This is a genomic window from Arthrobacter alpinus, from assembly GCF_900105965.1.
GTDB lineage: Bacteria > Actinomycetota > Actinomycetes > Actinomycetales > Micrococcaceae > Specibacter > Specibacter alpinus.
In genome coordinates this window covers 2,614,420-2,633,671 of record NZ_FNTV01000001.1, presented here as the reverse complement: position 1 = coordinate 2,633,671, position 19,252 = coordinate 2,614,420, and the positions used below count along the sequence as shown (strand labels likewise).

The 19,252-nt window shown below is 60.2% G+C and carries 17 protein-coding genes; 8 read left to right on the top strand and 9 right to left on the bottom strand.

Features of this window, described 5'->3' with window-relative positions:
- Positions 1-8 precede the first annotated feature (8 nt).
- Together BLV41_RS12020 and BLV41_RS12015 are read left to right on the top strand one after the other, a co-directional pair.
- Positions 9-1,478 carry a glycoside hydrolase family 32 protein gene (locus BLV41_RS12020; RefSeq protein WP_074711805.1) on the top strand — a complete coding sequence of 490 codons (1,470 nt, stop codon included), beginning with the start codon at positions 9-11 and terminating at the stop codon, positions 1,476-1,478.
- Between the two features lie 79 nt (positions 1,479-1,557).
- Positions 1,558-3,117, top strand: coding sequence for a glycoside hydrolase family 32 protein (locus tag BLV41_RS12015; protein WP_044578842.1), 1,560 nt, complete (start codon positions 1,558-1,560; stop codon positions 3,115-3,117).
- Between the two features lie 64 nt (positions 3,118-3,181).
- On the opposite strand, the gene BLV41_RS12010 is transcribed toward BLV41_RS12015, so the two are convergent.
- The 3 genes from BLV41_RS12010 to BLV41_RS12000 all read right to left on the bottom strand — a co-directional run bounded on the left by BLV41_RS12010 (position 3,182) and on the right by BLV41_RS12000 (position 5,957).
- A complete protein-coding gene (locus BLV41_RS12010) occupies positions 3,182-3,907 on the bottom strand; it encodes a VOC family protein (protein ID WP_244516879.1) in 726 nt (241 codons plus the stop codon).
- A gap of 284 nt (positions 3,908-4,191) precedes the next feature.
- Entirely contained in the window at positions 4,192-5,439 is a 1,248-nt protein-coding gene (locus BLV41_RS12005) for an MFS transporter (protein WP_244516878.1), read from the bottom strand.
- Positions 5,436-5,957: a PaaI family thioesterase gene (locus BLV41_RS12000; RefSeq protein WP_044578835.1), complete on the bottom strand. Its 522-nt coding sequence runs from the start codon at positions 5,955-5,957 to the stop codon at positions 5,436-5,438. Before BLV41_RS12000 ends, BLV41_RS12005 begins: the two co-directional genes overlap by 4 nt.
- Positions 5,958-6,185: 228 nt before the next feature.
- On the opposite strand from BLV41_RS12000, the gene BLV41_RS11995 reads away from it, so the two are divergent.
- On the top strand, positions 6,186-6,683 hold the full coding sequence (locus BLV41_RS11995) for a winged helix-turn-helix transcriptional regulator (RefSeq protein WP_044578833.1): 498 nt from the start codon (positions 6,186-6,188) through the stop codon (positions 6,681-6,683).
- 43 nt (positions 6,684-6,726) lie between these two features.
- Here the strand turns inward: BLV41_RS11995 and BLV41_RS11990 are convergent, their stop codons facing one another.
- Both BLV41_RS11990 and BLV41_RS11985 read right to left on the bottom strand, forming a co-directional pair.
- Positions 6,727-7,713 carry an aldo/keto reductase gene (locus BLV41_RS11990; RefSeq protein ID WP_074711804.1) on the bottom strand — a complete coding sequence of 329 codons (987 nt, stop codon included), beginning with the start codon at positions 7,711-7,713 and terminating at the stop codon, positions 6,727-6,729.
- Between the two features lies 1 nt (position 7,714).
- Positions 7,715-8,620, bottom strand: coding sequence for a helix-turn-helix transcriptional regulator (locus BLV41_RS11985; protein WP_074711803.1), 906 nt, complete (start codon positions 8,618-8,620; stop codon positions 7,715-7,717).
- 389 nt (positions 8,621-9,009) lie between these two features.
- Between BLV41_RS11985 and BLV41_RS11980 the strand changes: the two genes are divergently transcribed.
- Positions 9,010-10,170, top strand: a complete 1,161-nt coding sequence (locus BLV41_RS11980; RefSeq protein WP_074711802.1) for an acyl-CoA dehydrogenase family protein — start codon at positions 9,010-9,012, stop codon at positions 10,168-10,170.
- A 39-nt stretch (positions 10,171-10,209) separates the two neighbouring features.
- Here BLV41_RS11980 and BLV41_RS11975 read toward each other — a convergent pair whose 3' ends face one another.
- Positions 10,210-10,926 (bottom strand): HAD hydrolase-like protein, encoded by a 717-nt coding sequence (locus tag BLV41_RS11975; protein ID WP_074711801.1) that lies wholly within the window; start codon positions 10,924-10,926, stop codon positions 10,210-10,212.
- Positions 10,927-11,002: 76 nt separating this feature from the next.
- Here BLV41_RS11975 and BLV41_RS11970 point away from each other — a divergent pair, with 76 nt between their 5' ends.
- Positions 11,003-11,470, top strand: a complete 468-nt coding sequence (locus tag BLV41_RS11970) for an Lrp/AsnC family transcriptional regulator (protein ID WP_074713287.1) — start codon at positions 11,003-11,005, stop codon at positions 11,468-11,470.
- Position 11,471: 1 nt separating this feature from the next.
- On the opposite strand, the gene BLV41_RS11965 is transcribed toward BLV41_RS11970, so the two are convergent.
- The 3 genes from BLV41_RS11965 to BLV41_RS11955 form a co-directional block, all read right to left on the bottom strand.
- The gene (locus BLV41_RS11965; protein WP_074711800.1) at positions 11,472-12,884 is read right to left on the bottom strand and encodes an aspartate ammonia-lyase; all 1,413 of its coding nucleotides are present in this window, start codon (positions 12,882-12,884) and stop codon (positions 11,472-11,474) included.
- Positions 12,885-12,989: 105 nt separating this feature from the next.
- Positions 12,990-14,402, bottom strand: a complete 1,413-nt coding sequence (locus BLV41_RS11960; RefSeq protein ID WP_074711799.1) for an aldehyde dehydrogenase family protein — start codon at positions 14,400-14,402, stop codon at positions 12,990-12,992.
- The gene (locus BLV41_RS11955; protein ID WP_074711798.1) at positions 14,395-15,447 is read right to left on the bottom strand and encodes a homoserine dehydrogenase; all 1,053 of its coding nucleotides are present in this window, start codon (positions 15,445-15,447) and stop codon (positions 14,395-14,397) included. The genes BLV41_RS11960 and BLV41_RS11955 overlap by 8 nt, the downstream gene beginning before the upstream one ends.
- Before the next feature lie 305 nt (positions 15,448-15,752).
- Between BLV41_RS11955 and BLV41_RS11950 the strand changes: the two genes are divergently transcribed.
- The 3 genes from BLV41_RS11950 to BLV41_RS11940 all read left to right on the top strand — a co-directional run bounded on the left by BLV41_RS11950 (position 15,753) and on the right by BLV41_RS11940 (position 19,240).
- Positions 15,753-17,192, top strand: coding sequence for an amino acid permease (locus tag BLV41_RS11950; RefSeq protein WP_044578816.1), 1,440 nt, complete (start codon positions 15,753-15,755; stop codon positions 17,190-17,192).
- Between the two features lie 101 nt (positions 17,193-17,293).
- Entirely contained in the window at positions 17,294-18,445 is a 1,152-nt protein-coding gene (gene alr / locus BLV41_RS11945) for an alanine racemase (RefSeq protein ID WP_244516874.1), read from the top strand.
- Positions 18,446-18,478: 33 nt separating this feature from the next.
- The gene (locus BLV41_RS11940) at positions 18,479-19,240 is read left to right on the top strand and encodes an IclR family transcriptional regulator (protein WP_074711796.1); all 762 of its coding nucleotides are present in this window, start codon (positions 18,479-18,481) and stop codon (positions 19,238-19,240) included.
- Positions 19,241-19,252: the final 12 nt, after the last annotated feature.

The following is a 19,252-nucleotide window of genomic DNA, read 5'->3' as shown; positions in this document are numbered from 1 at the left end:
AAGCCCCCATGAATCAAACAGATCACCTGATGCGCAGGCCTGCCTTCCACTTCACCCCGCAACGCAACTGGATGAATGACCCCAACGGTCTTGTCTACGACGGCGGCCTCTGGCACCTCTACTACCAATACAACCCCGAGGGTCCGGACTGGGGCAATATGAGCTGGGGTCATGCCACCAGCCCCGATCTGCAGCACTGGACCGAGCACCCCGTGGCGCTGCCATATCGCGAGGGGGAGCAGATCTTCTCCGGCTCCATCGTGGCCACACCGTCCGACGTCGGATCGCTTCTGACCGCCTACTATACGAGCGCCTACGACGACGGACACCAGGCTCAGTCCCGGGCGAGCAGTACCGACGGTGGTTTCACCTGGGAGACGGACCCCAACAACCCCGTCCTGGATCGCAACACCAGCGCGTTCCGCGACCCCAAGGTGATCCGCTATACGGATGCCGGGGGAGATGTCCGATGGATTCTGCTGGCCGTCGAGGCGGATGACCGGCAGGTGCTCTTTTACTCATCCACCGACCTGCACACCTGGGAGTACCAGAGTTCGTTTGGTCCGCTGGGCGTGGACGGGGTGGTCTGGGAATGCCCGGATCTCATCCCGCTGCCGGTGGATGGGGATCCAAGGGACATCCGCTGGGTGCTGCTGATCAGCGCCAACCCCGTGGGCGAAGACCCGGATCCGGAGGGTTCCTCGATGAGCTATCTCATCGGCGACTTTGACGGCACTACGTTTACCGCGGACTCTTCCGAGCTGACTCGCCTTGATCACGGGCGAGACTTCTACGCGGGCGTCACCTTCGACAACGCACCAGCTGGCGAAACGGTGATGCTCGGTTGGATGAGCAACTGGAGCTACGCCCACGAGATTCCCTCAGCACCGTGGCGCGGCGCCATGTCGTTACCCCGCCGGTTGTCGCTGCGCACCGTCGGCGGAACCCCGCGGCTTATCCAACAACCGCCAAAATTCATCCAGGAACAGCTCGTTGCGGCAGATCCCGCAGCCAGAATGAGCCTGGCCCAACCCATCCACCTGGCCTTGAGCGGACATTCGCTCATGGAACTTCAATGGGATCCGAGCATCACAGGCCGGCTTCGGCTGACCTTGCAAGGTGACGCCGAGTCCGAGGTGGTCATTGAGCACTCGCCCGAAACCGGCGCCTTGCGCGTCACCCGCCAGGGCGCCGCCGTGCAAGCGGTCCATGCGGCCTTCCCGTCGACGAGCACCGTTGCCCTCGATGTGTTGGCGCCGGTGCGGCTGCTCCTGAGCCTTGACGGCCCGCTGCTGGAACTGTTCATCAACGACGGCGAAGCCACCGCATCAAACCTTGTTGTCCTGGGCTCCGGCCCTGTGACGGCTCAGTTTGCAGCCGAGCTGCCAGGACATATCTCGGTTGTTCAGCGCGATGTCCATGAATCGGAAACGCCGGCACAGCTCTCTCTGCCAGGTAGCTCACCAGCCCGCCTCTGATCCACCCCTGTTCTGCAACTGCCAATTGACCCTGGCGGGCGCTCCCGCGCGCCCGCCAGGCCTTGAAAGGAAGCAACTCATGATGCCCAAAATCTCCCGCCGCAGTCTCTTGCAAGGCGCAGGAACCGGCGCCCTGGCGCTCTTGATGAGCGGAGGCTTGCCCACCGCTGCGCAAGCCCAGGTCTCACTCCGCGCCAAATATCATATGACCCCGCCGTCCGGATGGCTCTGCGACCCGCAACGACCCGTCACCACCAACGGCGCCTACCAGCTCTACTACCTGCACTCGGGCCAGAACAATGGTCCGGGCGGTTGGGACCACGCCACCACAAGCGACGCAGTCACCTTCACACACCACGGCACCGTGATGCCGCTGGAGCCCGACTTCCCCGTCTGGTCGGGATCCGCCGTGGTCGATGCGGCGAACACGGCCGGGTTTGGTGCTGGGGCAGTCATCGCCTTGGCCACGAAACCAACCGATGGCATTCGCAAATACCAGGAGCAATACCTCTACTGGTCAACCGACGGCGGATTCACCTTCACGGCGCTTCCCGATCCGGTCATTGTGAACACCGACGGTCGCACCGCAACAACGCCGGCCGAAATTGAAAACGCCGAGTGGTGCCGTGACCCCAAGATCCACTGGGATACCGCCCGCAGTGAATGGGTGTGCGTGATCGGGCGGGCACGCTATGCAAACTTTTACACCTCAACGAACCTGCGCGACTGGAACCTCAAGCTCAACTTCGACTACCCCAACCACGCCCTCGGCGGCGTCGAATGCCCCGACCTGTTCGAAATGACAGCCGACGACAACACCCGTCATTGGGTGCTCGGAGCCAGCATGGATGCTTACAGCATTGGCCTGCCCATGACCTACGCCTACTGGCTGGGCGTCTGGGACGGTGATGAGTTCATTGCCGACGACCTCACACCGCAATGGCTGGACTGGGGCTGGGACTGGTACGGGGCCGTAACCTGGCCATCCATCGAAGAGCCGGAAACACGCCGTCTCGCGATCGGGTGGATGAACAACTGGAAATACGCCGCACGCGACGTACCCACGGACGCAACAGACGGCTACAACGGACAGAACTCCATTGTGCGCGAACTGCGCCTGGCGCATCAGGCCGACGGCCGATACAGCCTCCTCAGCAACCCCATTGAATCATTGACGAACTACACAACAGCAACCACAACTGTGCCCGCCCAGACGGTCAACGGAAGTTTCACCCTGCCATTCAACGGCCGCGCCTACGAGCTGGAACTGGACATCAGTTGGGATGCTGCGAACAACGTTGGAGTCTCCGTGGGACGCTCCGCCACCGGCTCCCGGCACACAAACATTGGCAAGTACGGCAACGAACTCTACGTTGACAGGGCGCCGTCGGACCTCAGCGGTTACTCACTGGCACCCTATACGCGGGCCGCGGCGCCGATCGATGCGAATGCCCGCTCCATGCACCTGAGAATCTTTGTGGACACCCAAAGCGTTGAAGTGTTCGTCAATGCCGGACACACTGTTCTTTCCCAGCAGGTGCACTTCGCCGAAGGTGACACCGGAATATCGTTCTACTCCGACGGCGGAGCAGCAACCTTCACCGGCATCACCATCCGAGAAATCGACGCCTCCAACTGACGAGGTTGAAGACGCGGCCCCCGATGAGTGCCGCCCTGCAGTGGCGCTCATCAGGGGTTCCATCTCACAGCTCGGCAATGATGAGTTTCTTCATCTCGAGCATCCGCGCGAAGGCGCCCGGGTGCTGCATGAGCTCGCCCATGTTCTCCGGCACTATCTGCCAGCTCACACCAAAGCGGTCCACCACCCAGCCGCATTGTTCGGCCTCTGGCACGCTGGACAGCACCTCCCACAGCCTGTCGATCTCTGCCTGGTCTGCGCAGGAAACCTCAAGCGACAGCCCAGGTGTAAACGTGAACTCGTGATCGGTGCCGCCATCCATGGCGGAGAACCATTGCCCGGCAAGCTGGAAGTCGGCGAACATGATGCCTGCCGCCTCATCTTGATGGGGCATGACCATTCCGGTGCTTGAACCCGCCAGCAGCCCGGTGTAAAGCTCGATTGCCTGCAGGGCCTGGGCGACAGGGCCGGTGAAGAGAAATTGTGGAATCACCAGTGACCGCCGGTCTCCGGCCGGGTCGCTCAACATCAGCTGCCAGTTCACCCCGAAGCGGTCCTCGACCCAGCCATACAGTTTGCTGAACGGATACTCGCCCAATTCCATGCGCACCTGGCCGCCTTCTGCGAAGGCCTCCCAGATGCTCTGGATGCGGGTGCGTGCCTCATCCTCGGCGCCGTCGAACAGGAGCGGATCCATGTTCAAAATGAACGAGATGGCAGGGTTGGGGCGGAACTCGTTTCCCGCATTGATGAGGCGGATCTGGTATCCGCTGACTGTCACATCCACCACGAGGGCTTCCCCGCAAAATCGCGTTGGAAGTCCAGCAAGCCTTCCGTTGGATAGTTCATCGTTGTCTCGGCAGATGTCTGCGGAAGCACCGCAGAGTAGAACTCTCCGACCTCCACTGCGTTGCCTTGACACCATACGTTGGGCACAATCCGTTGCATGATTCCTCCTCGAAGTGACTCATTTCAGCATGCCACGGCCATCCTTGGCCTTCAATAGATTTGAATCCGGCAATGCGAAGGCACCGACAACTCGGCGGAAAGATTGGAGGGACGCTGCCGCCGTCGTTAGGCCTTGACGGTGCTCGCAGTCTGCGGGGCAATGCGAGTCGAGATCTTGAGCAGAACAACCACGAGGATGCACAGGCCAGCCAGGGTCGCGGCCGCGGCTACCACCGCGGTGCCCAGGGTTCCCGAGGTGGCAAGTGCGCCGGCCCCGATGGCCGTGGCTGCCTGGAAAACGTAAGCGATGAGGTACAGCAACGAGAGCGTTGCCCCTCGGTGGCGTGCGGGTGAAACGCTGTTGATGAGGCCGAGCCCGCCGGTGAATGCCAGGGAATAGGCGCTGCCACCCACCAGGCACCAGCTCAGAAACAAGGCGCTTGATCCAAACGTGCTCGCACCAACCATCAGGGCCAGGCTGACCACCGTCAGCACGGCCCCGGCCCACACCTGGGTACGGGCAGGAACCCGTACCGCCAGAAGCGCGGTGAGGCAGATCGCCACAGATGAGCTTGCCAACAGCGAACCGACAACCGCCCGGTTATCGGTCTGGGCGAACTGGTCGATCATGTGCGCTCCAAGGGAAAGGAAAATCGCGCCCATGGAATATGCAAGGGCCACCGACAATGTGGCGATCAGGAAACTCATCCTGATTCCGTGCGGAACCTTGGGGGACTGGGGACGCCACCGCAGCCTGACTTCGGGCCGGTCACCCGGGGTCATGAGCAAGACCGCCGTCGCTGCGATGGCCAGCACGAGCAAGACAATGTAGCTCAACGTCAACGGCAGGGGCGCATATTGTGCCATCAATCCGCTGACGAAGAGGGCCAGGGTGAGCCCCATGGCTGTCGCAACTGTCGCCGTCGTACTGGCAAAGCGTGGGCTGATTCGGGGATTGTTCTCAATCAGTGACACGGTTGCCGCACCCATGGCCAAGCCGGAACCAATGCCCTGCAACGCCCTTCCGGCGAACAAAAAGCCGACGTTGGGTGCGAAGGCGAACAGCAGCGTGGAGAGTGCAATGAGCGTGACTCCGCCAATCATGACCAAACGACGTCCGTAGAGGTCAGAGAGGTTGCCGAAGAGTGGCAACACCACGATGAGGGCCAGGGGGTAGGTGGCGAAGACGCTGGTCATCACCACCGGAGCGAGATCCCATTTTTCGGCGTAGCTGGGGTACAGCGTGCTCGGGGCGCCGGAGGACCAAAGCACCAGTGCGAGCACGGATGCGGCGGCCAGGAATGCGCCCCGCTTTCCTAGTTGTCCTCGCCTGCGGGTCGGCAGCTGAAGTGCGGTTGCTGCTTGGCGGCTCATTGCGCCCGGCCAGTTTGGATGATCAAGCAGGTGCTTGATGCGGTGGCCAGTACGCGGCCCTCGCTGTCGCGGATGTCGGCCTCGGCGAAGGATGCGCTCTTGCCGCGGCGGGTGACCCAGCCGTGGGCGGTGACGGTTCCCGTCTCCGCGGTGATGGGCCGAAGGAAGGACACCTTGATCTCCAGGCTTGTATAGCCCACTCCCGCCGGAAGCGTGCTGTGCACGGCACAACCGCAGGCTGAATCAAGGACGGTGGCAAAGAACCCTCCGTGAATGGACCCGATGGGGTTGTAGTGCGATTCATCCGGTTGCGCGGTCATCACCACGTCCCCCTCGGCGACCGAAACGAAGTCGAGCCCGATGTGGCTGCTAATGGGTGGCGGCGATACGGTTCCGTCAATCAGCGCTCGCAGCTGCTCGAGACCGGTCCGTTCGAACAGCTTCTTCTTGTCCGGTTCCGGGCTTTGGTAGTGAATGGTGCGCGAGCGGTTCGTCGGCATCTCTGGCTGTAGAGTCACGGGCTATCCTTCGGTTTCTCGAAACTGGAATGATTGCGAGGGCGACAAATGCCATTCACATGGCAGGACGGGCTGGATCAACCATAGCGGGGCTAAATTGGTTATGGCAACCCAGCCTCAATAAATCCGAGGCGGGGATGGTGGGTCGACGAGGTAAATGGGCTGACGCGGCACACGCGCAAATATTGAGGCTGGATTGGTTGTGCAGATTCAAGCTACGGTTGGAACATGCCTCGTAAGTCAGCAACTCTCATGAATGCACTCGACAGCCAGTGCGGTATCGCCAGATCACTTGGTGTCCTCAGTGATTCCTGGAGCTTTCTCCTACTCCGCGAGGCCCTCTTCGGGAAACGCACCTTCGCGCAGTTCCGGGACTCCTTGGGCATCGCCAGTGACGTGCTCAGTACGCGGCTCAACACACTCGTGGAACACGGCGTCTTGGAAAAGGTGCCGTATCAAGAACAGGGACACCGGACGCGCGATGCCTACGAGCTGACCGCGGCCGGCAATGAACTAAAGCTGGTACTCGTGGCCATGCAGCAGTGGGGGGACGCAAATGTTCCTCGCGGGCCAGGAGTGAGCATGCGTCCCGTGACACGTGACGGCCAAGAGCGTGTGCGAGCGGTCCTGGTCGGTGCCCGCGGTCAGAATGTGGGGCACGGGGATGTGGATTTTGTGCGCGTCGGCGACACTGATGAAGCACCGGCGGGCCCGTCCGAATCCTGACGAGCCAGATGCGAACCGTCTCTCAGGGACGGGCTCCGTGACCCTACTTGTTCACATAGCCCATGTGCGTGGCGTCATAGCGATCGCCGTGCACGCCCAGGCGGCTGGCCATGGTGTTAAGATCGGCGAGTTCGTCGGCGGACAAAGTGACTGCCGTGGAGCCGGCGTTTTCCTCGATGCGCGAGGTCCTGCGTGTTCCCGGGATCGGGACAATCCACGGCTGCTGCGCCAGCAGCCAGGCCAAAGCGATCTGCCCAGCAGTGACGCCCTTGGCCTGCGCAAGGTCCGCCACGTGCTCGACGAGGTTCTGATTCGCGGAGAGATTGTCCTCGTTGAACCGCGGAATCCTGCCGCGCACATCCCCGGCGGCAAACGCCGAAGCACTTGTCACGGTGCCGGTGAGGAAACCTTTCCCCAGCGGGCTGAAGGGGACAAATCCGATGCCCAATTCCGCCAGTGTTGGCAGGACCTCCACCTCCGGATCGCGTGTCCACAAGGAATATTCGCTCTGCACGGCGGCGACCGGCTGCACAACATGGGCCTGACGGATGGTGCTGGCGGAGGCTTCAGACAGGCCGAAGTGTCGGACCTTGCCCTCCTGAATCAGCTCGCCAACAGTGCCGGCAACCTCTTCAATGGGCACCTTGGGATCAACCCGGTGCTGGTAGAAGAGGTCGATCACATCGGTGCGCAACCGCTTGAGTGATTCATCGGCAACACGACGGATCTGCTCCGGACGGCTGTTAAGCCCCACGCTCTGGCCGCCTTGAATGTCCCACCCGAATTTGGTGGCGAGGGTGATGCTCTCCCGGATTGGTTCCAGGGCCTCACCCACCAGTTCCTCATTGACGTACGGCCCATAGACTTCGGCTGTATCGAAGAACGTCACGCCGTGTTCGACGGCGGAGCGCAGCACCGCGATCATCTCACCCCGGGTGCCGGGGTTGGGGCCGTAGCTTTGGGACATTCCCATGCAGCCCATTCCGATCGCCGAAACTTCCAATCCTTGTCCCAGAATTCTTGTGTGCATGTCAGGCCTCCGAAGTGGTGGTTTTTGCTGCGGTCTTAGGTGAGGCAGCCGGCGTCGTATTTGCCGCCGTTGCGGCCCAACTGGCCAACAACCTCAGGCGTTCCTCGCTGGCTGAGTCGGGTTCTGCGGTGTAGATCAGGAACGATAGTCCAGGTTCCGCTGTGAGTTCCAGGCCCTCATAGCTCAAGGTCACCTCACCCACTATGTGGTGGCGAAAAGATTTGGTGCCGCTGCCGTGGCGGCGGACATCGTGGGCACCCCAGCGGGTGCGGAACGCGTGACTGAGCGTGGACAGCTCGCCGATCAATTCGTGCAGTTGCGTGTCTCGCGGGTCGCGGCCTGATTCGGTGCGCAGAATGGCTACTGTCACATCCGCGGCAGCGGGCCAATTGGGGTAGAAGTCATGGGACCGATCGTCCAGGAAGGCGAATCGGGCAAGGTTTCCCCTGCCCGGTCCGTTGAATACCTGATCGTAGAAGGCGCGCCCCAGGGCATTGCTGGCCAGAATATCCATCCGGCCATTGCGGACAAACGCCGGTCCACTCGTGATCGCGTCCAGGGTGCGGGTGAGACTTTCCCGCGGGGCCCAATTCTTCGGTTTACGTTTCCGCACGGGTTCGGCGGCGCCGTTGGCCGCCCGCGCCAGCACGAACAGGTGCTCGCGTTCGGCGTCATCGAGCTGGAGAGTGCGTGCGACGGCGTCGAGCACTCCATCGGAAACGCCCGCCAAATTGCCCCGCTCGATCTTCGCGAAGTACTCCACACTGACATCGGCCAGCATGGCGACCTCGCTGCGCCGCAGCCCTGCCACCCGGCGATGACCGGAAGTTCTGAGCCCGGCCTGCTCGGGTGTGAGCTTTGCCCGGCGCGACATGAGGAAGTCACGTGCTTCAATCCTGTTATCCACGTGTTCGACACTATGACACCTTCGGCAATGGAGGGAGTCTCTGCCAGTACACCTCTTATTGGTCTGATCCTTGAACTGGCTAGTTGGACTGCACTGGCGAGGCCTTGCTACGCGCGGTGGGCAGCACACGCCCCGTTCGCCGAGCAGCTGACCGAACGCGATGAATGCCGCCATGGCGGACCGCAGGGATCGGACTCCGCCGATTCATTATCCATCTGCGATGACAGTGGGTTTTTTGAAATCTGGTCTGATTGTTGTTGCAGGATTGCGAATATGCGCTGATTACCCGGCCTTGTGCGCGACACTGGTTCATAGCGGAACCGGTGCCTCCCCGATCGCAGTTAATGTGGCCCCAAAATAACTTGACCATCACCTCGAAGGGCCCCACGATGACCGATCCCAGCGACCTCATTGATTTTGATTCCCTGCTCACCGTGGAAGAGCGTGGGCTGCGCGATTCCGTCCGGTCGTTCGTGGACAGTGAGATCAAGCCAAACATTGCCGGTTGGTATGAAAAGGCCGTCTTTCCGTTGGAAATCATCCCGGAAATGGCCAGGCTCGGCCTGCTCGGGATGCATCTGGAAGGCTATGGTTGCGCCGGCCGTTCCTCCGTGGAATATGGTCTGGCCGCCGCAGAGCTGGAAGCGGGGGACTCCGGCCTGCGGACGTTCGTCTCGGTGCAAGGATCCCTGGCCATGAGCGCCATTTACAAGCACGGTTCTTCGGAGCAGAAGCAGCAGTGGCTTCCGGCCATGGCCAAGGGGGAGGCGATCGGGTGTTTTGGACTGACCGAACCGAGCGCGGGCTCGGACCCGGGAAACATGACGACTTTCGCGCGCCGGGACAAGGGTGACTGGGTGCTCAACGGCACCAAACGCTGGATTGGGCTCGCCTCCGTGGCTCACGTTGCCATCATCTGGGCGCAGACCGATGAGGGTGTGCGCGGTTTTGTGGTGCCGACCGCGACTCCGGGATTTACGGCCACACCCATAGAGCCGAAGCTGTCCATGCGCGCCTCCATCCAGTGCGATGTGGAACTCGTTGACGTTCGCTTGCCGTCAACGGCAGTGCTGCCCAACGTTTCCGGACTCAAGGGTCCCTTTTCCTGCTTGAACGAGGCGCGCTACGGGATCATCTGGGGAGCCATGGGGGCAGCGCGGGATGCTTTCGTGGTTGCCCTTGACTACTCCGGCACTCGATTGCAGTTCGACAAACCACTGGCCGGGTATCAACTCACCCAGCAGAAACTCGTCAACATGGCCTTGGAAATCAGCAAAGGCTTCCTGCTGGCCCTCCACCTGGGTCGCATGAAGGACGCCGGCACGCTGCAGCCGGACCAGATTTCTGTTGGCAAATTGAACAATTGCCGCGAGGCCATCGAGATTTGCCGGGAGGCCCGCACCATCCTTGGCGGCAACGGCATCACCCTGGACTACTCGCCCATGCGCCATGCGAACAACCTGGAATCGGTGCGGACCTACGAGGGGACGGATGAGGTCCACACGCTGATTCTGGGGCGCAAGCTCACCGGAATCGCCGCGTTCCGGTAGGTGTCAGCGTGGCCGCCACATCAATAAGTGGATTATGCGTTAGCGGCGTACCGCATGATTTCGGTTCGGGCTGCTGTTCAAGATCATCGGCAGGAGCGCCTCCGGAGACGATGCAATAGCCGCGGCGCCCACGGATTCTTCCGGCTGTCCGTATCCCCACGTTACGAATATCGAGGCGATGCCGTGGGCGGCTGCACCCGTGACATCATATTCACGGTCCCCAATCATCACGGGGTTGGATACGTCGATGCCCTGGGCAGCAAGACGGTGCAATAGTTCTGCAATGACCTCCGTCTTGTCTGCTCGCCCAAGCTCATCCGAGGCTCCGCAAATGTTGACAAAATAGCCGCCGAGATCAAAGTGTTCTGCCAGCCGTACGGCCTGATCCTCCACCTTTGACGTGGCTACAGCCATGGGGATCCCGGCGCCATCCAGCTGATCCAACAAGTGAATGATTCCTTCGTAGACCGTGGACTGTTCGGCGCCGTGATCAGCATAGGCTCGGCGATAGTGTTGGAGGGCCTGCCGAGCGGTTGCTTCGTCCAAAGCCGCGACAGTCCTGAATGACTCGAGCATCGGTGGACCTACAAACTTAAGCAGCACATTGTGTGGCGGGACCGGGGCACCGACGGCAGTCAGGGCTTCGGCAGCACTTGAGGTAACTCCGGGGGCCGAATCCAGCAGCGTTCCATCCATGTCGAACAGGACGCACGTTATGTCGATGAGAAACGAATGGATTTGATCTGGAAGTATCATTATCTTGAAAACTTTCTGTCTTGAGAGTGGCTTAAATCGGCTTGCGCCAAGGGAGCAATTGAGGTGAATGGCGAACATGGAGCGAGCCAGTCTTGACCAGATAGACCAGAAGATTTTTGCGGAGCTCTCGAAGAATGCGCGCATTAGCCACGCTGAGCTGGCCACGAAGGTGCTCCTTTCACGCAATGCAGTTCGGCAACGGATCGATCGGATGGAGCGGCACGGCCACATCCAGGGGTACACGGTTGTTGCCGGGGCCTCGGGCCAAAGCCCCGTCTCGGCGTTCTTCATGGTGTACCGGAAAGACAGAGTCCGTGGCGCGGATGTCATCAGCGCACTGCGGTCCATACCCGAAGTGATTCTGTGCGATGTTGTCAGCGGTGATTTCGATCTTTTGCTGCGGGTTGAAGCCCGGACTTTGGAGAGAATTCAAGAGATTTGGGAGCAGGTGGCGGCACTTCCCGGGGTAACAAATACGGTGACGGCCCTGACGCTGTCCAGCGTTATTCGCCGAGACGCAGGAGGCGTCGGCGAGCCCCAGTGAGTCAACGACCCGCGGCGATGACAGCGGCGGGAACCGGCAGTGTTGCCGATCCAATGAGGGCGTGTGCATCAGCCCTGCTCAGGAGGTCCCGGCTGGTGACGATGTCAATGATGGATGATCCAGTCCGGAGGGCCTCATTGGCAACTGCCGCTGCAGCCGCGTAGCCGATGGCCGGAATGAGTGCGGTTGCCAAACCTACCGAGGCCGCCGTCTGACGGGCCAGCAGCTCCGTATTCGCTGCAATCCCATCCACGCAGTGCGTGCGAAGAGCGCGGACCCCGTTTTCGAGCCACGAGATGCTCTGAAGGAGCACATGGGCAATGACGGGCTCGAAGGCATTGAGTTGGAGCTGGCCGTTATCTGCCGCCATCGTGACAGTGGTGTCAGCCCCGGCCACGGCAAAAGCAATCTGATTCATGGCTTCCGGGAAAACCGGGTTTACTTTCCCGGGCATGATGGATGACCCTGCCTGCCGAGGTGGCAAGATGATCTCGCCAAATCCGTTCTGCGGACCACTGGAGAGCAGCCGCAGATCACTGCTGATTTTGGACAGCTTGATGGCAGTTCGTTTCAGCATGCCGGAGAGGTGCATGAAGACCCCAACATCCGAGGTTGCCTCGATGAGGTCAAGCGCAGGAACAACCGGGACACCAGAAGTCGCCGACAATGCTTGGAGAACCAGGTGCTGATATCCCGGGTCTGCGGTGATCCCGGTGCCGACGGCGGTTGCCCCCAGGCTGCATTCGCGCATGAGCGTTGCGGACTCCATGAGCCTGGTGCGGTCTTCCTCCAGCGTTGCGGCAAAGGCGCCAAATTCCTGTCCGAGCGTCATCGGTACGGCGTCTTGCAGCTGGGTCCTGCCCATTTTTACGACGGTGGCGAATTCCGTCCCCTTGGATCTGGCAGATTCGGCAAGCTTGCCAAGTTCGCTGTGCAGCCCGGTCACGGCGTGAATCAAGGCAATTTTGATCGCGGAAGGATAGATGTCGTTGGTTGATTGGCACCGGTTGACATGGTCAATGGGGTGCAGGTGCTGGTACTCGCCGCGACCATGGCCCAGTTTTTCCAGGGCAAGGTTCGCAATCACTTCATTGGCGTTCATGTTGGTGCTGGTTCCGGCACCGCCTTGGATGACGTCAACACAGAACTGCTCGTGGTGTTGGCCGTCCTGGATTTCTTGGCAGGATTCTTGGATTGCCCATGATTGCTGGGGTGTGAGTATCCCAAGTTCAGCGTTTGCCTGTGCGGCGGCGTTCTTGACCATGGCCAGGGCTCGAACCAGGTGCGGGTGGCTTGATACTGGAATGCCACTGAGGGTGAAATTTTCCAACGCGCGGGCCGTGTGTGCGCCCCAGTAGGCGGTACTTGGAACGGCAATGCTGCCGAGTGAATCAGTCTCGATGCGGGTGGACATGGTTTCCATTCGTAAGCAAAATTGCTGCAGGGACACGTTCGATGCTGCTGGGTCGTGGAAGTTGGAAAAGGGGCCGGGCCTTCTGCCAGCCCCTTTCCCAACTCCTTAGTCCTTGATACAGATGACCTTCGGCTGGGTCATCTCTTCATAGGCAAAATGGACGCCCTCCCGGCCCATGCTGCCGTATTTGGATCCTCCAAATGGCATGCCGTCGAAGCGGTAGTCCGAGGAATCGTTGATCATCACGCCGCCGGCCTCGAGGCGGCGGGCGGCCTGCATGGCCTGGCTCAGGGAATTGGTGAAAATGCCTGCATGAAGGCTGAATTCGATGGCATTTGCAATGTCGATGGCCTCGTCGAACGTCTGGAAAGCCTGCAGCATGACAAGGGGACCGAAGGCTTCCTCCATCCACAGCCTGCTTGTGGCAGGGACATCCTCCAGAACCGTTGGATACAGCACATTGCCATCAACTTCGTTTCCGGCCAGCAAGACGGCGCCGGCGTCGATTGCTTCATCCAATTTCGTGCGAAGTTCATGCAAGGCAGTCTGGCTGATCATGGGCCCAACATCGGTTCGCTCATCTGAAGGATCTCCACTGAGCAGACGAGCCGTGGCCTCAAGGAATCGGCGGCGGAACTCAACGTACACAGCTTCGGCAACAAGGATCCGCTGCACGCCCACGCAATTTTGTCCGGCTGCCCAGAACGCTCCGGAAACACAAGATTCGACGGCCGCGTCAAGGTCAGCATCGCTCATCACGATGACCGGTGCGTTCCCGCCAAGGTCCATGGAGAGTTTCTTCAGGCCGGCCGTCCGGGCGATGCTCTCGCCGGTGGAGAATCCACCGGTGAAGGAAACCATGCGAACATCGCGTGAGCGGATGATGGATTGAGCCACCTCCCGATCGCCGTGGACGATCGTGAGAACCTCCGAGGGGAGCCCGGCGTCCACGAGGGCATCCGTGAGCAACTGGGCGGACAAGGGGGTCAGGGCAGAAGGCTTGAGAATGATCGCGTTGCCACCGGCGATTGCCGGCCCAATTTTGTGTGCCACCAAGTTGAGTGGATCGTTGAAGGGCGTGATTGCTGCAATGATGCCCAGCGGCTCTCGCGAGTACCAGCCTGTCCGGTCCTCCGAACCCTCATAGGAGTCAAACGGGATGACGTCGCCAGAATTCCGTCGAGCTTCTGCTGCGGAGAGCCGCAAGGTGTTGACCGCGCGCAGGACCTCCTTCCTGGCTTGCCGAATGGTCTTGCCGGACTCGGCAACAATGGTGCGGGCAAACTCTTCGCTGCGGTGTTCGATGTCTGTTGCGGCTCCGTCCAGAATCTTTCCACGCGAGTTCCGAGATAACGATCGCGCCTTCCTGGCGCCGGATCGGGCGGTTTCCAAGACGACCTCGCCGGCACCGGCCTCGGTCAGCGCAACTGTTCCGACAACTCCGCCATCGTAGGGGCTCGTCACCATTCGGAACTGGGGGAGCGTGGTTTGTGGCGGGCAAAGGGTTGATTCAGACATTGGCGGCCACACCCGTCTTGGCGGCGTGGATGGCAATGATGTCAGAAAGCAATGCGTAAGCTGTTTCGATTCGGCCAGCACCCGGGCCTGACACGGTGACGGGGCCAAGAAGGTCGGTGTCGAATGACACGGCGTTCGTGGCTGCCGAGATTCCCGCCAGTCCATGATCCAAGGGGAGGGCAACGGGAGCAACTCCGGCCGAGACCGTCCCATCGGGGTTTTTGCGCGCGGAACCAACCAGCTTCCAGCGCCGCCCTTCCACGGCTGCCTTCTGAATGTCAGCAGGGGTCACTGACGAGATTCCTTGTCGCTGAACGTCCTTGAGCTCGATGCCGGCATTGAGAAGTTCATTTGCAAGGATCAAAACCTTGAGCTGCACATCGAAGCCTTCGATATCTGCGGCTGGATCGGCCTCGGCATACCCAAGGCCCTGAGCTTCTTTGATGGCCGCCTCGAAGGTTAGGCCGGCTTCCATCCGCCCCAGAACGTAATTGCTGGTGCCGTTGAGGATTCCTTCGAAGCCGTTGAGTTTCAATCCTTCCAGCATGGTCTTGGCCAAGCGGATTACCGGTGTGCCGCTCATGACGGCTCCTTCGAATTCGAAGTGGACACCGTTCTGCCTCGCCAAAGCGGATAGTTCAGCGCCACGAAGGGCAACCGGGCCCTTGTTCGTTGTGCAGACACTCTTGCCCGATTCGAGGGCCCACTGCACGTGGGACACGGCTGGCTCTCCGTCGAGGGGGTTGGTGAAGGTGGCCTCGCAGATAATTTCGGCCGTGCTGGTGCGAATGACGGATTCATTGTTTGTATCTGCGGATCCACCGTGGTCGGCGAAGGTTTCGGTGCCGTTGCCTAGATTCAGCGCCATGCCAAGCTCGATGCCTTGGGGCTGAAGCAGGGATCCAAGCCGAAGGTCGGTGATGGCAACGATCCTCAAGCCAAAGCCCAACTCGGTTTGCAACTGCTCACCGCGTGTGGCAATGAGTTCGGCCAGGGTCCTGTTGACGCCGCCAAAGCCGATCAACGCAATGTCATAGGTGGTCATGATGCTCCTTCAAGTAATCAATTAGCTCGGTTATCCAAGCTTGATGGCATTCCGCGTCAGTTTGAGTATGTGATTGTGACCGAAGAGCAGGGCAATCTGACCATCCACATGCCGATCCGACATGCATCGCAACAAATCATTACTGTGCAGCATGCGCATGATTAAATGTTCTTAATGACCAAAGGGGTAGTTTTGTGTTACCTTCATCACTATCCCGTCGCGTAGCCGAACCATCTTGTGGTCGCTCGACCCGGGGCACTACACAACTTCTTTAGTTTTGGACCTGATCACACTTGGGAGACACCATGGAACCATCAGCACGCGTCATACTAGAACCCCCGCAGGCATCGTCGCCGCCGGCCGAAAACGGGCTTCGCCGGTCCATGGGTGCTCGACATTTGGTCATGATCGCCATGGGTGGGGTGATCGGATCCGGGCTGTTCCTCAGTTCCGGGTACACCATTTCCCAGGCCGGGCCACTCGGTGCCGTCATTGCATATCTCATAGGATCCTTCGTGGTCTACCTGGTGATGACCTGCTTGGGTGAGCTTGCCATCGCTTACCCTGTCTCGGGTGCTTTCCACATCTATGCGGCCAGGTCGATTGGGCCCGCAACCGGATTTGCAACCGCGTGGCTCTACTGGCTGTGCTGGGCCGTGGCTATCGGATCCGAGTTCACAGCCTCCGGCCTGCTCATGCGCCGGTGGTTTCCAGACATTGACGTCTGGGTCTGGTGCATAATTTTTGCCGCTCTCCTGTTCGGTCTCAACGCAATTTCCTCAAAGTTCTTTGGCGAGTCAGAATTCTGGTTCGCGATCATCAAAGTCGCTGCGATCATTGCCCTCATCGTCTTAGGTGGCGCGGCATTGTTTGGCTTCCACCCGCTCAGCAGCGGCGGTGATCATCCATTCTTGTTTGAGAACTTCAATACCAGCGGCGGTCTGTTCCCGAACGGCTTCACCGGCGTGCTCGTCACAGCACTAGCGGTGTTCTACGCGTTCTCGGGATCGGAGCTAATTGGTGTTGCCGCGGGTGAAACTTCGGACCCGGCCACCAACATCCCGAAAGCCATGCGAAGCACAGTCATACGCCTGCTGATCTTCTTTGTTGGAGCCATTGCAGTTATCGCCGCAACCGTTCCCTTTGAGCAGACGGGACTGGACGAGAGCCCATTCGTCACGGTCTTTTCATCCATCGGCATTCCTTATGCTGCCGACATCATGAACTTCGTCATCATCACGGCCCTCTTATCGGCGGGCAACAGCGGACTCTTCTCATGCGCCCGGATGCTTTACTCACTCGCCGATGAGGGGCATGCACCGCGCAAACTCAAGAAGTTGACCCGACGAGGAATCCCGCTTGTTGCGCTCTCCGTCAGCATGCTCGGAGGCCTAGCCTCGCTGATCAGCAGCGTGGTGGCTCCCGAAACGGTGTACCTGGTTCTGGTCTCAGTGGCCGGTTTCGCCGTCGTCGGTGTTTGGATGTCCATCACCGCATCACACTTCTTCCATCGCAGGGCCTTCGTGAGGAACGGTGGCAATGTTGCCGAGCTTCCTTACCGGGCTCCGTTCTTTCCTCTGGTTCCGATCTTGGCGTTCTCCCTATGCCTGATTTCCCTCATTGGCATTGCCTTTGACCCGAATCAAATAGCCGCACTCTACTTTGGAATTCCCTTCGTGGGAGCATGCTACGCCTTCTTCTACTTCAAGTACGGCCGCAAGTCACGAGCAAGCGAAAAGGCATAGCACGCCCCTCCACATCACTTACCCAGCCTCGCGCCTGGGGCTTTGCTGGCCCAGGCGCGAGGCTGCTTGACGAATGACAAGATATGAATCCACAACACCTTTTGACAGACGTAAGTACCTCGATCCACAACGTCGGCACGTGGCTGGAAATTGATGCAGGTGCCTTCGAATCAAATGTCCGCGACGTCCTTTCCATGATTGAAGGTCAGGCTCTCCTCTGTGCAGTAGTCAAATCTGATGCCTATGGCCACGGAGCCGAGCTGCTCATGCCATCGCTGGTGCGGTTGGAGGTTCCGTACATAGGCGTGGGAAGTAATGAGGAAGCAGCCATCGCCCGCCGCTGCGGCCACAAGGGCCGGATTATGCGAGTCCGGGCCGCCGCCCCGCAAGAGGTCAAAGCGGGGATGGAGCATGACATCGAAGAGCTCGTTGCGGACCCGCAGAGCGCCTGGGCAATGCAGGACATCGCTGCCACATCGGGAAGAACAATCAAGATCCATCTGGACATCAACGCATCCGGGATCAGTAGGCATAGCCTGGATGTTTCGACGGCGTCGGGCCAGGCCTGCGCGGTGGAAATTCTCAGCCAAGCGGGGCTTGAGCTGGCTGGAATTATGACTCACTTCCCCCGCGACGACGTACAGCATATAGAACAGGCCATCCTGCGTTTTCAAGACCAAGCCATGACCCTGCTCCGGCTCACGGGGACGCGCCGGCAGGATGTCCTGCTTCATTGCGCAAATTCCTATGCCGCGCAGCATGTGCCCGCCTCTTGGCTGGACATGGTCCGTGCAGGCGCGGTTATTTATGGGGATTCGGATCCTTTGGTGGGGATGTTTCGGCGGTGCCTGACCTTCAAGGCGCGGGTGGCCTCGGTCAATAGTTATGCGGCCGGCAGCAACGTGGGATACGGCCAGTCCCATACTTTGAAACGGGACTCTCTGCTGGCGTCAGTGACCGTGGGTTACGGCGATGGATACCGGCGAGCACTGGCAGTTGGTGGCGACGTGCTCATCCGCGGCAAACGTGCCGCCATCGTGGACCTGGTTTCCATGAACTCCATGATGGTGGACGTTACAGATCTGGCCGGGGTGTCTCCGGGTGACGAAGTGGTGCTTTTCGGTCGGCAGGGAAACGAGGAGATCACGCCCTCCGAACTGGAAAAAGCCAACTTTGCAATCCTGGCGGACCTCTACACCGTGTGGGCTGGTGGCCACCGCTTCCTGCTCACTGAGAAGGGCATGTCAGAATAGGCTGGGCTAAATGGGACGGAAGGAGCGTGAAGAGTGGAAATTTCCTCAGAATCATCGTCCATGTCACAGGGCCTTCGGATTGTGAGGCTCGTTGCGGACCGGGAAAAGTGGGGACGGCGGCTCCTCGGTGTTTCGCAGCTCGCCTCAGAGCTGGGCATGGAACAAAGCAGGGTGTCTCGGCTGACGCGCGAATTGTGCGACTTGGGACTGTTGGAACGTGTTGACAAGGGCCCGTTTCGGACCGGTTCCCGCTTCTTCACCTTGGCGTCCTCACTCAACTCCGGCTGGATCCGCGAAGCCCGAGCCGAACTTGTTTCCCTTGTGGCCCAGTTTGGTCTCAAAGGCAGAGTTTCGGTCCGGGACGGCTGCCGCGTCATTCTCCTGCGATCATCCACCAACCAGGGACTGCCAGGAAGCTTTGTAAAGCCCGGCATGGTGACCCCCGTCTGGTGTACCGGATCGGGCCGGGCGCTCTTGTGGGACCACAGCGAGGAGGCCCTGGAAACGCTCCTCAAGGACGTCAACTTTATCGGCGTCGGCGGTCCGAGTGCCGCTCATGCACCGTCTGAAGTCAACGAGCTTATGGAACGTGACAGATCGCGCGGCTTTGTTGTGGCCGCCGAGGAGTTCGAGCATGGCGTCCACGAGCTCGCCGTTCCCATCCGGACCCCGAACGGCAATATTTTGGCCGCGATCAGCGTCCTGGGTGACAGCGCCAAGGTTCGTTCCAAGGAGAAAAAGATCGCGAAGACTCTCATCGATGCTGCCGAGCGGCTCACCGCCTACGCCAACTAGGGCAAGATGCAT